This window comes from Streptomyces sp. RP5T (assembly GCF_003933965.1).
Classification (GTDB): Bacteria; Actinomycetota; Actinomycetes; order Streptomycetales; family Streptomycetaceae; genus Streptomyces.
Genome location: NZ_RSAJ01000186.1, coordinates 1 through 14,535, shown reverse-complemented (window position 1 = coordinate 14,535; position 14,535 = coordinate 1). Strand labels below are relative to the sequence as shown.

The 14,535-nt window shown below is 66.7% G+C and carries 6 protein-coding genes and 4 pseudogenes; 9 read left to right on the top strand and 1 reads right to left on the bottom strand.

The genetic code is table 11. From position 1 onward, the window contains the following. A pseudogene (locus EHS43_RS20435) lies at positions 1-132 on the bottom strand (transposase); the annotation flags it as partial. Positions 133-231: 99 nt separating this feature from the next. Here EHS43_RS20435 and EHS43_RS47920 point away from each other — a divergent pair. The 9 genes and pseudogenes from EHS43_RS47920 to EHS43_RS20385 all read left to right on the top strand — a co-directional run. Further along, positions 232-665 (top strand): annotated as a pseudogene (locus tag EHS43_RS47920) (IS21 family transposase); the annotation flags it as partial. 30 nt (positions 666-695) lie between these two features. Continuing rightward, a pseudogene (locus tag EHS43_RS48805) lies at positions 696-918 on the top strand (ATP-binding protein); the annotation flags it as partial. A 745-nt stretch (positions 919-1,663) separates the two neighbouring features. Then, positions 1,664-1,957, top strand: coding sequence for a hypothetical protein (locus EHS43_RS46540; protein ID WP_185806328.1), 294 nt, complete (start codon positions 1,664-1,666; stop codon positions 1,955-1,957). Positions 1,958-2,889: 932 nt separating this feature from the next. Continuing rightward, the gene (locus tag EHS43_RS48800) at positions 2,890-3,972 is read left to right on the top strand and encodes an ATP-binding cassette domain-containing protein (RefSeq protein ID WP_312023430.1); all 1,083 of its coding nucleotides are present in this window, start codon (positions 2,890-2,892) and stop codon (positions 3,970-3,972) included. Beyond that, positions 3,972-4,697: pseudogene (locus EHS43_RS47900) on the top strand (enolase C-terminal domain-like protein); the annotation flags it as partial. The gene EHS43_RS48800 and the pseudogene EHS43_RS47900, both read left to right, overlap by 1 nt. After that, entirely contained in the window at positions 4,604-5,116 is a 513-nt protein-coding gene (locus tag EHS43_RS20400; protein WP_260470630.1) for a DUF2399 domain-containing protein, read from the top strand. The pseudogene EHS43_RS47900 and the gene EHS43_RS20400, both read left to right, overlap by 94 nt. Before the next feature lie 185 nt (positions 5,117-5,301). Then, a complete protein-coding gene (locus EHS43_RS20395; protein WP_125192210.1) occupies positions 5,302-6,474 on the top strand; it encodes a serine/threonine-protein kinase in 1,173 nt (390 codons plus the stop codon). Positions 6,475-6,627: 153 nt separating this feature from the next. Beyond that, the gene (locus tag EHS43_RS20390) at positions 6,628-9,645 is read left to right on the top strand and encodes a DEAD/DEAH box helicase (RefSeq protein WP_260470629.1); all 3,018 of its coding nucleotides are present in this window, start codon (positions 6,628-6,630) and stop codon (positions 9,643-9,645) included. After that, the coding region (locus EHS43_RS20385; RefSeq protein WP_125192207.1) for a hypothetical protein at positions 9,642-14,535 on the top strand (4,894 nt) is incomplete at its 3' end. The genes EHS43_RS20390 and EHS43_RS20385, both read left to right, overlap by 4 nt.

Here is a 14,535-nt window from a genome sequence, read left to right as displayed (position 1 = left end):
GTCGCCGGGGCGAGGTGGGTGTAGGCGGCGAGGTGGGCGGCGGACGGGAACGCGGCGGTCGCCGACGTCGATGAGGATGCGGGCTCCGGTACTGATGCCGATGCCAGGCATGGACATCAGGACCGGGGAAAGAGACATCCGATGCAGTTGATCGGTCAAGCCGCGACGGCAAGTTGAGGGGCTTCGGATGAGGGGAACGCGGTGGCCTCGTCATAGAGAGTTCGCTTGGTGATGCCAGCGACACCGTATGTGGTCACTCAGCGGCACCTGCGACACGTCGGCAAGGACTGCCTGGTCGCATTCGACGTGAACCTCTACTCCGTTCCCGCCCGCAAGGTCCGCCCCCGTCAGCTGGTCGAGATCCGGGCCACGAAGTCGCAGGTCAGCCTGCACTCGACCGTCCCAGATACAGGCGGCCAGACCTTGTTGGCCGTCCACCCGCGGGTCGTCGGCCGAAGCGCCCGCATCGTGGACGAGACTCACTGGGACGGTCTTCCTACCGGCGCCGGCGCCGCGTCACCACCGGCGACGCTCTGCCCTCCCCCGGCCGCGGGCAGGCAGCCGGACCGCTGCAGGCTCTGCTGAACCGGGCCGCCGCCGCGCATGTCGAGGTCGGCCGCCGTCCGCTGTCGGTCTACGACGAGCTGACAGGCACCCGCCCCTTTCACTGCCAACTCCGCCACCAAGGAAGCCCGTTGAGCGAGCTGACCAGCACCCGCATCCGCACCACCGCCGCCAAGCTCGGCCTGCCGCACCTGGCCGAAGCCCTGAACCAGTACATCCAGCGGGCGGATGAGGCCAAGATGGGCTACCTCGACCTGCTCGACCTGGTGCTGTCCGAGGAACTCGCTGTCCGCGACGAACGCCGTTTCCGCAACGGCCTGCGGCTGTCGAAGCTTGCCCCACCACAAGACACTGTAACGTTTCACGAACGCCACCAGGGTCCAGTACGTCGACATGAAGCCATTTCGCTTTATGGTGGCAATTTGGTTATCCAGTCGCATCTCTCATGGGGGGGCGACTTCGAGAATCTGCGGAGCCACGTGTGATTACTCTTAATGCGCCTGTGGGCCAGATTCCCCTTCTCTATGCCAAGGAGGGAGGAGGGTGCTGCAGATTTATCGAGTCCATTATCGGGACTCCGCGATCCTCCTGATGCCAACGAAGACTCCACATATGTCAGAATTATGACAACCCGCCTGAGGGGAATGCGAGCAATCAATTCGAGCTGTTTGTTTCGATTCCGGCGCGACGTGTGCTTGGCTGTCTGTCAGCACTTGAAAGGCAGGCCGGCTGAAAGAATCCGTGGTCATTCCTCAGGGCGATTGCAAAGTCCGGTGGTTCGCGTTTGTGTGTTGGTCAGTGGAATCTGAGGAGATCCAGAGGATGGGGGAACGGCTCGTAAGAAATCTCAAGGCTGGTGCGTTCTCGGCTTGCGATATGAGCTGATCGCTTACGAGAGCTGCGCCTGCAGGAGAATTTCGGACACCGTTAGGGTCTGCCGGGCATCAACACGTTTGATTCCGGAAAGACCCTACCCGCGTCCACGCCCACCAAGGTTGCGGGGCCGTTGCTGTTGGGAGGCGCCGAGGTAAGCGTATTGCGGGTTATCGCTCCGCGACTCATCGCCCCGGCCGGTCGGAGGAAGGAAATTTCCTGCGTAATGCTGCTGTTGTGGCGGGGCCTGTCCGTACCCGTACGCCTGCGGCGGGGCCTGTCCGTACCCGTACGCCTGCGGCGCGGCCTGCTCGTACGCCTGTGGCGGGGCCTGTCCGTACCCGTACGCCTGCGGCGCGGCCTGTCCGTACCCGTACGCCTGCGGCGCGGCCTGCTCGTACGCCTGTGGCGGGGCCTGTCCGTACCCGTACGCCTGCGGCGCGGCCTGCTCGTACGCCTGTGGCGGGGCCTGTCCGTACCCGTGCGCCTGCGGCGTTCGTGCGCTTTCGCTTTCCGGTAAGAGAAGGGAACTCACTGCTATCCTGGGCGGCGCAGGATTCTGTCCAGAAATATCACGATAAGCTGAAATTGTCCAGATGTCAGTGTTCACGCCTGCGCTCTTAATTTCATCGAGGAATTTCTTGAAACCGCCCCCGTCCATGCCCATCTGCTTGAGGTGATGCTCCGACTCTGCCGCCTTGCGATACTGCGCCGCTCGCGCAAGCCGCGCTTCCCTCTTCTCTGCCGTTTCGTTTTTTGCTTTACCTTCATACTTTATTCTGTTCTCAGCCAAAGTGCGGAACTCGCCCATATTTGCCCGGTAAGATGCTGTTCGTTGCCTTGAGTCCGAGTTACTGGAGGCCGTGAAGACTCCATGCCCGCTATGTTCGCTCCACAGTGGCGTGTTTTTCTCAAGTCGAAACGCTTGGACGTCTGGGCGCCATACCACATATTTCCCCAATCCCGCCCTTTCGAGCGCATTGGCCTCACTCTCATCAGCTGATGCCAGATTCCTCGTCAAGTTATTGAGCCACATTCCCAGCGGAAGGTCGCCCCTCGCTCCTGCCCATTCCAGCGTGTTCGAAGGGAGGTATCCTTTGATGTTGTTATCGTATTCATAGTAAGAGTCGATATATTCTGTCATGTTGACTTTTCGGAATGGCATGATATTTTGCGCCCTTTAATCATCTGGTGGCTGATGCAGGCTGTACACAAGGACAACGTGCGGCTCGACCAAACGGTTCATCGCCAGCATGAGGCCAGGCGTTCGGATTACCTCTGGAGCCTCTCTTGCTGAGCTTGAACACGTGAAGTCGTTGGGGTTGGCGACGTCGTGCGGGGCCTGCCTCTGGAAGGGGCAGAAGAGCGGCGCGTGTACGAACTCGACGGCTCTCTCCTGCGGCGCTGGCCTCTGGGGGAACTGCAAGAGAAGCTTCATGTAGGCCCAGCGGCATGGGGCTTCGTTCTGGCGGGCGCGTGTGTTGGCGGCCCACCGAAAGTAGACCGGTGACCAGGAAGACACATGGCGTAGCACCTCATCCAGACCATCCGGCAGGGGATGAGGAAGATCCAATGCCGTCCCCACCCGCTCCTCCGTGCGTCGCCGCCAAGCTGTCCGCGCACGCCCGTCTCCCTGGAGGTCCGGCGGGGCGAAGTCGTCGGGGCGAGAACGGTTCCGGCAAGACTCACCCTGAGCAAGATCCTTTCGGCTCTCTACCGCCCCGACCAGGGAGGAGCCGTCACCTGGGACGGCACCGACACCAGAGACCTGGACGCGCATGCCACCTGGGCGTGCGTCGCCGTCGTACACAGTCATACGCGAACTGGCCTCTGTCGGCGAGGGAGAACATCACCCTTGGCCAGCCGACCGAGGAAGGAGACGACGCGGTGCTCGCCGCGGCGCGTGCCGCGGGTGCCGACGAGGTCGTCGACGGGTTGCGCAGCGGGTTGAACACCCTGCTGGCCAAGGAGTGGTGGGGTGGTCAGGAACTGTCCGGCGGGCAGTGTCAGAGGATCGCGCTCGCCCGGGCGTTCCACCGGCCGGCCGGACTGCTGGTCATGGACGAACCGACCGCCGCCCTCGACCCGAGGGCCGAGCACCGCATCTTCACCGGACTACGACGCCTCGCCGTCGACCGCACGGTCGTCCTGGTTACTGCGGGGGACCTCCCGGCCGCCGTCGCCGCTGAAGCGATCCCGCTGCTTCGCGGAAACCGTGGACGCCGCGTCCGCGTGGTGAACCTTCTCGACCTGACCGTGCTGGGCGATCCCATGACATGGCCACGGGGGTTGTCCGACGCGGACATCGATCACTACTTCGGCCGGCACGCCGCTGTTCTCGTGGTCACCCTCGGCCATCCGGCCGCGGTTTGGGGGCTACTGGCGGGAAGGCTCCGTCGTCCGACCGAGGTCATCGGCTGGCGGGAGCCGAGGGGCCCGATGCCCCAGGCCCAACTCACCGACACGCTGGGGATGACCCCCGCTGGCCTGGTCCGGGCGGCGAGCCGCCTGCTCGCGTCCCGGGAGGCGGCGTGATGAGCACGATCCGTATCGACCGGATCGAGGTCGTCGATGTACGGGATGCCGAACCCGTGGGTGATGACACGGTGTTCGTCGCCCTCCATGCGGCTGGGGAGACGGGCTGGTATGGCCCTGTCAGCGATATCATCGCCTCCTACGTGGACAAGCTCCTCCCGCCGACTGTGATCGGAGCCGATGCCGCCGACCATCAGGCTCTTCGCAGGCGCTTGATGGGGTCGGCGGTCGCGTGCCCGGACCCGCGTGCCTCGTGGGCCATGGGCGCCATCGACTGCGCAGCGTGGGACCTGCACGGGCGCCTTGATGGTCGTCCGGTGGCGGACCTCCTGACTCACGAGGCCGCTCACCGTTCCGTACCCGTGTATGCGTCGTGGCTGACACAGGAGCTGACCGGCCCTGTCGAGTCGGACCTCCTTCGCGAAGTCCTGGCAGGGGGTTGGGCCTTCACCAAGTGGGGGCTCCGCTGCCGGTCACCACGCGACGCCACGGGGGCGGCGCGGGCTCTTGCCCGGGCTGTGGATCACGCGGCCAGGGAAACGGGGTCCCAGATCGCCGCGGACGCCGTGGGCACGTGGACTCCCGCCCTGGCCCTGGCATTCGCCGAACTGGTCGATCCGTCCGTGTTGGTCTGGCTGGAGGATCCTCTGCCACTCCACGATCTACGGGTATACGGCCAACTGGCGTCGACGCCCGTGCCCGTGGCCATCGGCGAGCGGCTCTCGCTCCGCGAGGAAACGTCTGTGAGAACCCGGCTGTCCTCCGCCGCGCCGCCGGAGAGCTCGGCGCGAGCAGTCCGCCGTTGATCTGTGCCGAAGGCCGGCCGTCAACGGCCTTTCACCGACTGGCTCGCTTGATCGTCAACGGCGGGGGCCGGCTCCTCTACCACGGGGATTTCGACTGGCCGGGAATCGACATGACCAATCAACTCATCTACCGCTACGGAGCCGAGCCGTGGAAGATGACCGCCGAAGATTACCTTGAGGGACTCCGGACCGAAGACGACCAGGTCGCCTTGTCCGGGAAGGCCCGCAGCACTTCATGGGACCCGGATTTGAGCACGGTGATGCAGGAGCATCAGGCGGCTGTGTACGAGGAAGGTGTCGCTGATGCTCTCCTGGCGGAGCTGGGCGGCCTGCCTTGATCGCCGCCGGGCGATGACCTGCTGGGCTGGGTAGCCGGGCGTAGCCGGGGCCACGGCCCGCACGGTCGGGCAGCAGACACCTCGGAACCCTGCATGCCCCGTACAACGAGCGACTAGGCTTGATCGGCGCCCACGAATCTGGACTGGACGGCGCACGGGTGGGTGTAGGGAGTGCTGAGCAGCAGATGACGGGGATGCCCGACCGGATTGGCCGGTACACCGTGGCCAAGGAGCTGGGCTCGGGCGGCATGGGAGAGGTGTACCTCGCCTACACCCCCGGTGGCGATCCGGTCGCGGTGAAGCGGATCCGGAGCGACAAGCTGGATCCCCTCATGCGGGCGCGGTTCGAGAAGGAAGCGCTGATCGCGCGGACCGTGATCGGTACGAACAGGGTGGCGCGGTTCCTGGACGCCGATCCGTTCGCCGACCGGCCGTGGCTGGCCATGGAGTACGTGGCCGGGCGCACGCTTCTCGCGTGTGTCGACGAGGAAGGTGTTCTTCCCACGGCGTTGGTCGCCAGCCTCGGCGCGCTGCTTGCCGAAGGCCTGAGTGCTGTGCATTCCGCCGGCCTGCTGCACCGGGATCTGAAGCCCCAGAACGTTGTCATGGGCAAGGATGGCCCCGTGATCATCGACTTCGGGCTCGGCGCGTTCATGGACGCCGCGACGGAGTCCCTGTCGCACAGCGGCATGATCATCGGGACCGTGCGCTGTATGCCGCCGGAGCAAGCGAGTGGGCAGCCGAAGGTGACGCCTGCCGCGGATGTGTACGCCCTGGGCACGGTGCTGTTGTACGCGGCGGCCCGGCACTACCCGTATGACGGCGCGGCGTGGGAAGCCGTCGCCGTACAGGTGGCGAACCCTGCCATCGGACCGGATCTGAGTGGCGTACCGGACGCGATCAAGCCGTTGATCGCATCGATGCTGGCCCATGTCCCGGAGGAGCGGCCGACGCTCGGGGCCGTGGCCGACGGGTGCGCGCAGCTGCTGAAGTCCGCCGGACTGCCCCCGGCTGAAGCACGGCTGCAGCTGATCGCGCGTACGACTGCGGGTGGCACTCGTGATGCAGCCAAGGAGCCGGTGTCCCCGTCGTTCGAGAAGCTGCTTGAGGCACAGGGCAAAAGCTATGAGATCTCGGGTCCCGACTCGCCCCTCGACGGTCTGAGGAGGGATGCGAAGGCGGATGCCGACGCTGCCGAGGCTGACACGGAGGAAAGCGCTACGCCACGCGAGCCCGCCACGCCTGTCTCAGACACACCTACGGAGCCGAAGGTCTGGTCCAAGGCGGGATGGCCGCCCGCCTCGAAACGGGTCGCGGACGAGCTGCGGATGGAGTACGCGGTTGATACCGCACTGTGACGGTCGAACCGCTCGTGGCTGGTGAGAAGCTTGGCGGGCACGCGTGTGGAGTGGCCTGGGGCTGCTCTACATCGCGTGACCGGCGAACGGCGTGGGGTGCGCCGTAGACGTGTGTGAGGGATCGGAGCGAGTGTGGGCGTCGAGGCGGGGGTTGTGAGCGGGCGGAGCGATGCGGTGGAGGCCGACGAGGCCGCGGAAGGGACGCGGTTGCTGGGCTCGTCCGGGTACGCGCCGGGAGCGCAGGTCCTGATCCGCGACGAGCTGTGGCTCGTGCGCCACTGCACGTGGACTCGGGATGGCTGGATGATCGAGGTCACCGGCATCTCGTCGTTCGTCCGCGGCATGGACGCCATGTTCTACGACCGACTCGACGCCGTCCAGGAGCTGGATCCGCGCGAGACCGAGCTGGTTGCCGATGACTCGCCGAACCACCGCCGCTCCCGGCTCTTTCTTGAGGCGATCATGCGGAAGACGTTCCTGCCGCAGACCGAGCACGGGCTGGCCCTGGCGGACAACTTCCTCATGGACCAGCAGGTCCACCAGCTGCGGCCGGCGGAGCTGGCGCTCTCCATGAAGAATCCGCAGCCTCGGATCCTGATCGCCGACGTGGTGGGGCTCGGCAAGACCCTGGAGATTGGCGTGCTCCTGGCGGAGCTGATCCGGCGTGGGCGCGGTGAGCGGATTCTGGTGGTGACGCCGCAGCATGTCCTGGAGCAGTTCCAGCGGGAGCTGTGGACCCGGTTCGGGATCCCACTGGTGCGGCTCGACTCGACCGGCATTCAGCGGGTCCAGCAGGACATCCCCGCGGGCCGTAATCCGTTCGCCTACTTCAAGCGCGTGATCATCTCCGTGGACACGCTGAAGAGCGACGTGTACGCGCACCACCTGGAGCACACCGACTGGGACGCCGTCGTCATCGACGAATCCCACAACCTCGTCAACCGCGGCACGAAGAACAACGCGCTGGCCCGTCTGCTGGCCCGCCGGACCGACGCCTTGGTGCTGGCTTCGGCCACGCCGCACAACGGTGACGCTGAGTCGTTCGCCGAGTTGGTCAGGATGCTGGACGAGGCGGCGATCGCCAATCCGCGCCAGTACAAGGTGGAGAACCTCGACCACCTGTACATCCGGCGTACGAAGACCTCACACGAGGTCCGCGAGTCACTCAAGGGCGCCTGGGCCGACCGCGGCCCGTCCAAGCCGATCCACGCCGCCGCCACCGACAAGGAACTGGCGGTCTTCAAGGAGCTGGCCACGCGCTGGATCCCCGCCGACCCGTCGGCGCCGTCGGCGAGCAGGCATCAGCTCGTGCCGTACCGGCTGCTGAAGTCGTTCCTGTCGTCGCACAAAGCCCTGCTGGAGACGATCAAGACCCGGATTGGGAACCTCGACAACCCACCGCCCGACAAGGCCAACGGCACCAAGCGGCAGACCCGGACCGAGGACCCGGCGGTCCGTGAAGCGGCGCGGAAGGCGGAAAGAGCCGCGCTCATCGACCTGAGGGACATCGCCGAACAGATCCAGGACCAGGACTCCGCCAAGCTGGCGGCGCTGGTCGACGAACTGCGCGCTATGGGTGTCGGACCGGGCTCCGACATCCGGGTCGTGGTGTTCTCCGAGAGCATCCCCACCCTGAAGTGGCTGGCGGAGACCGTGCCGGCCGCGCTCGGCTTCCGGCGCGCCACCAGTCCGGACGAGAAGAAGCCCTGGCTGGGATATGGCGGAGCCGTGCAAGTCATGCATGGTGAGGCCACCACGGACCAGGATCAGCAGGATATCGTCGAGAAGTTCGGCCTGCGCGATGACCCGGTGCGCATCCTGTTCACTGGCGACGTCGCCTCCGAGGGCGTCAACCTTCACCAGCAGTGCCATCTGCTGATCCACTACGACCTCCCGTGGTCTCTGATCCGCATCGAGCAGCGCAACGGCCGTATCGACCGCTACGGCCAGGAGCACCGGCCCGAGTTCCGTGCCCTCGTGCTGACCAGCGACATCCCGTGGCGCACCGACGAGGCGACTGGCGAGCCGCGCACCCTGGACGACCGCCTGGTGGGCGAGAAGCTCCTCCGGCGTGAGGAGGAGGCGCACCGGATCGAGGGGTCGGCGGAGGCCGTCACCGGTCTGTACCGGGCCAAGGAGGAGGAGAACCGCCTCACCCAGGACCTGATCGCCGGCCGTACGGTCGAGGAGTCCATCAAGCAGTCCCAGCAGGGCGGCGCCGCGTTCCTCGCCGGCCTGCTCGGTCAAGTGGGCGCGGTGCATGAACACCCCGAGGTGGCCCGAGCAGTGGTGCCGAAGCTCTTCCGGTCCACGGCCGACTACTTCGAGGAGGCGCTGCGGCAGGTCTGCCGCCCCAACCCCGAGGACATGCTGTCCCTGCGCCGCGACGACGACGGCACGATCGCCTTCGAACCCCCGCAGGACCTGCTGTACCGGCTCAAGGCGCTCCCCAAGTCGTACCTGGACGAGCAGCAGATCCTGCCGCGCAAGAACGAACCGGGGCGCATTCGCGTCACCTTCTCCAAGAATCTTGCCGACACCCGACTGAAAGCGGCACGCGAGACCACCGAGTCGCAGTGGCCCAACGTCTCGTACGTTACCGACGTCCACCCCGTCCTGGACTGGCTCACGGACAAGGTGCTGATCGAGATCGGCCGCCACAAGGCACCTGTGCTCGCCGCCACGGTGGACAGCCCGACGTACCTGGTGCAGGGCATCTACTCCAACGCACTCGGCAAGCCTACGGTCGTCGAGTGGATGGCCGTATCCGGCCTGCCCGGCAGCCCTGTCGTCGAGAGGTTGACCGCGGAGGCACTGGAACGCCACGGCATCGGACCGAGCATGCCCGGCCGCGCCACTCCCCGTGACCTGCCCGGCCTCAGCGCACTCGTGCCCGACGCGATCGACGCGGCGCGAAGCCATCTCGTCGCCCTCGAAGCCGAGTACCGCAAGCAGATCGACGACACCCTCGCCCCCTACCGCGAGCGGGTCGCCGAATGGCGGCAGGAAGCGCTCTTCGCCAGCGCACGGCCGAAGGAGGCGGAGCTCGACCGGACGGCCCAGCGGCGGCTGAAGCTGGTCAACTCCCTGGAGACGGCAGGCGAACCCATGCTGCGACTGCTGGCCGTCCTCGAACCGCACACCGCCGCCGAAGGAGGCACCCAGCGATGAGCACCGACTTCGACTCCTTCGCCAACCGCGGCGAATACTTCTCCGCGCACTACTTCGCAGATCAACTCGGTACGGACCTGAAGAAGGGCCTGTTCGCTACCTGGGCCCTGCGCGAGGGCGACGAGAACGACCCACGCAAGACCGCGCGCGAACTGCTACGCACCCTGCGCACGCCCTACCTCGCCGAGGAGGTGCGCGGATACTTCGCCCAGACGACCCAGGCCGACGCTGATGACGAGGCCCGTCTCAACACGCACAACAACCCGGAGTGGGCCAAGCGGCTCGCCGAGTGGCACCAGACGGTTCTGCGGGGCCTCGGTTACGACTCCGCGCCGGCCGACCTGACCGTGCACCGCGCCGGACGCGACCACACCCTGCCCGTCGCCTACCACGGCCACGGCGTCATCGCCCTCGACTGCGGCTGGTCCGCCGACAACGACGCGGCCCTGGATGCCGACGGTGCCGGACGCCTGCTCACACCCTTCCGGGCCGGTTCGGGCGAGTCGTACGAGACGGGGGCGGCGCTGGCCTCCTGGCTCTTCCAGAGCGAACTCGGCGAGGCGGGCGGGCCGCACCCCCGCTTCGTCCTGCTGCTGTGCGGCGGCGTGATCATCCTCGCCGACCGCCGGTCCTGGAACGAGGGTCGCTACCTCGCTGCCAACCTCGACGCCGCGCTGGAACGCAACGACCGCACCCAGCAGGGCGAACTCGCAACCATTGCAGCCCTGTTCAGCCTGGACATGCTCCGACCCGGCGAGAACGATCAGAGCCGGGCGATCGACGCCCTCCTCAAGGCCTCCGGTGACAACGCGGCTGGCGTCTCCAGCGAACTCCGCTACGGCCTGCAGCACTCCGTGGAGCTCATCGCCAACGAGGTCCTGCACCGGATGGCCGAGCCGGACAACGACGTCACCCCAGCCGACGTCGAAGACCCCAAGATCCCCTTCACCCGGGAACTCACCCGCGAGTCGCTGCGCTACCTCTACCGCATCCTGTTCCTGCTGTACGCCGAGGCCCGCCCCGAACTGGGCATTCTGCCCGCCGACGACGGCTCGTACGAGGCCGGGTACTCCATGGCCCGGCTGCGCGACCTCGTCGAACGCGACGAGGAGTTGGTGGAGGAGGAGGCGAAGAACGGCTTCCACCTCCACGAATCCCTGGACGTCCTGTTCAACAAGGTCAACTACGGCCATCGCGCATACGGCACCGAAGCCGACGACGACCTGCCCGGCGACGACGAGGAGACCCGCAAGGCCAAGGCGGCCCGCCGCATCGAGGGCCGGGGCCTGCGCTTCGAGCCGCTGCGCAGCGAACTCTTCGAACCGGGTGCTATCCGCCTCATCGGCCGGGGCGTCGTCGACCCGCGCAGTGACGAGGACGAGGCGCCGCGCTGGCTCGACCTGCGCCTGCGCAACGAGGTCCTGCACGAGGTGCTGCGCCTGCTCACCATGAAGAAGGGCCGGCGCGGTGAGCGAGGTGGCTTCATCTCGTACCGCAACCTCGGCATCGACCAACTCGGCGCCGTCTACGAGGGGTTGATGTCCTACACCGGCATCATCGCCGAGGAGCAGCTGTGCGAGGTGGCCCGCGGCGGCGACCCGGAGCAGGGCTCCTGGCTCATCCCCGCCCGCAAGCGGGACCAGTACCCTGACAGGACCCTCGTCCAGTACGGCGAGCAGGACGCCCGCAAGGGCCTGCGCGGCGTGAAGAAGTATGAGAAGGGCTCCTTCGTCTACCGGCTCGCCGGCCGCGACCGGGAGACCTCCGCCTCCTACTACACCCCCAAGTCCTTGCGACAGGTCACGGTCGAACTCACCCTCAAGCATCGCCTCGACCAGGAACGGGACGAGCACGGCCAGGTCATCAAGACGCGGGCCGCAGAACTGCTGAAGTACAAGATCTGCGAACCGGCCCTCGGCTCAGGCGCGTTTCTCAACGAGGCCATCGACCAGGTCGCCGACGAATACCTCCGCCGACGCCAGGAGGAACTCGGCATCACCATCCCGACCGCCGACGCGATCACCGAGAAGCAGAAGGCCAAGGCGTACATCGCGCTCCACAACGCGTACGGCGTCGACCTGAACGCCACGGGTGTCGAGCTGGCGGAGGTGTCGCTGTGGCTCAACACCATGCACCCCGGCATGCGAGCCCCCTGGTTCGGCCTGCACCTGCGTCGCGGCAACTCGCTCATCGGCGGGCGACGGGCCGTGTACGAGGGTGACGACGTCTCGGGCGCGGAGAAGGCGTGGCTGAAGGCGAAGGGAGCGCTCGCTCCTACGCCGCTGCCCTTCCTCAAGGACGGCGAGCCTCAGCCGCTGCCGGAGGACGCCGTTCACCAGTTCCTGCTGCCGTGTCCGGGGTGGGCGGCGGTCGCCGGGTCCAAGGAGGCCAAGGAGCTCGCGAAGACGGCCGTCGAGCAGCTCGCCGCGTGGAAGAAGGGGATTCTCCAACGCCCCAAGCGCAGCACCGCGCACCTCAACAAGGACGGCAGCCGCAAGATCGACAGCAAGACCGGAAAGCCCAGGGCGGAGGCGTCCTCGCAGTTCACGAAGTTGCGGGATGCCGCCCGGCGGGTCGAGTTCCTGTGGTCCGCCGTCGTCAAGCGCATGGAGCTGTCCGAGAAGGAGATCGCTCGTCGGATCGACGTATGGCAGGCCGACCCGGCCGATCCCGAGTACGCCTTCCTGCAACGTCCTAAGCAGGCGGTGCCGAAGGAGAAGGTGCTGGAGGACCTCTTCAACGCCGTCGATACGCCGTACTGGCGGCTGAAGACCGTCATGGACGCGTGGTGTGCGCTGTGGTTCTGGCCGGTGGAGAAGGCCGGGCTGCTGGACGGGGCCGATGGTGAATACGCGGTGGGGGCCGATGCCGCTGACATCGGTGACGCGGAGGGGCTGAGCGAGGTGCTCGGCGGGGTGCCGTTGACGGGGGAGCGGGCTGAGGCCGTTCCCGCGGCTGTGGAACCGCGGTTCGTCGAGGCTACGGCGTTGTTCGCGATGGGGCCCGAGCAGACCAGTTTCGAAGACCTTGAGCTGAGCGCGGACGACGAAGGGGTCGTCGAGCTGAAGCGGGTCGGGGCATCGAGGTCCAAGCCGGGTGCGTCGAAGACGGGCGCGAAGGAGCCGGAACGGCGTCGGTTCGTGCCGCTCAGGGATCTCGACGACTGGATCGAGTTCCTGGAAGCGATGCTGGGCACGGCGGATGTGCCCGAGGGGACGCTGCTCGACAGCTTCACGAGCCTTGAGGCACTGAAGGGCTTCGAGGAGACTCTGCCTGGGTTCATGGGCATGGATGCCGGCAACCCGGAGGATCGGTTCCCGTGGGTGCGCGTAGTGCGGGATATCGCGAAGGAACAGGGGTTTCTGCACTGGGAGTTGGAGTTCGCCCTTGTGTTCGCGCGGGGTGGGGGCTTCGACCTTCAGGTGGGGAATCCGCCTTGGGTGCGGCCGCGGTGGAACGAGTCGGCGGTGCTCGCGGAGCATGAGCCGTGGTTCGAGCTGGAGGCGAAGGCCTCCACGGCGGACAAGGAGCGTCGGCGGATCGAGGTGCTCGGGAAGGAGGACGCTCGGCGGTATGTGCTGGGCGAGTTGACCAACACCAGTGCTCAGGTTGCTGTGTTCGGGTCGCCGCAGATGTATCCGTTGCTGACGGGGACGCAGCCGGATCTGTATCGGGCGTTCATGTCGCAGGTGTGGGCGCACATGTCGGCCAACGGCAACGCCGGGATGGTGCATCCGGATACGCACTTCACGGGGGACAAGGAAGGGGCGTTGCGGGAGGCGACCTATCGGCGACTTCGGATTCACGGGGACTTCGTCAACTCCGGGCAGCGCTTCTTCCCGCGGCCGGTGGGCGACACCGCTCACTTCGGCGTGCATGTCTACGGGCGGCCGGGGGAGATCGGCTTCGATCACCTCTCCTGGCTGGTCTCGGCGGATGCCCTGCGGAACTCCGGCAAGGACGACGGATCCGGTGAAGTGCCGGGGATTCGGTATCGCAACGGGGAGTTCGACGAGCGGCCTCATCTGGCGCGGGTTGTGCGGGTGGACACTAGGCAACTGGCTGTCTGGCAGCAGTTGTTGGACGAGGCTGACCAGCCGGTCGAACAGGCGCGGCTGCTGTTTCCGGTGAGCACGGCGGAGGCGGCGGCGATCGAGGCGTTGGCGGGATATCCGGTGCGCCTCGGGCCGTTGGGGCCGCAGATCTCGCCGGGGTACCACGAGAGTGGGGCCAAGAAGGACAACCTGATCGACTACAACCGGCCTGACCCCAACACAGGGCAGGAGTACCAGCCGGATCGGTGGCGCCGGGTCATCCTCAAGGGCACCCAGATCAGCGTTGCGACTCCGGTTTTCAAAAGGCATGACGCCAACAGCAACGATCCGTACGGTGCAGATCTTGTCGCGCTTCCGGCGGACTTCGTGCCCGACACGGAGTACGTCCGAGCGCCCGGGAGGAACCAGGCGTACCTGCGCGAGCAGGACCGGTGGATTGACCATGGGGCTCTCACCTGGCTGAAGGGGAGTAAGAAGGAGATCGCCCGCACTCGGCGCAAGATCGCGCACGACCGCGGCATTTCCGAAACACAGGTGACGGGCGAGCAGATTGACGCTGGGCTGGAGGAGCGGGCCCGGCGGCGCTACGTCGTCTTTCCTCGACTTGCCTGGCGTCGCCAGGTCGCTCCTAACACCGAGCGTGCCTTGTACGCGGCGCTCATTCCGCAAGGCACAGCGCACGTCGACGCCGTACACAGCCTGGCGATGCCCTTCGACCGTCTCACTGCCCTGGTGGCCGGGTTCTGGGCGGCGCTGCCGTTGGATTACTTCCTCCGGGCCACCGGCCGAGGTGACCTCCGCATCGCCGGCGCCAAGGCCATGCCCGCCCCAGCCC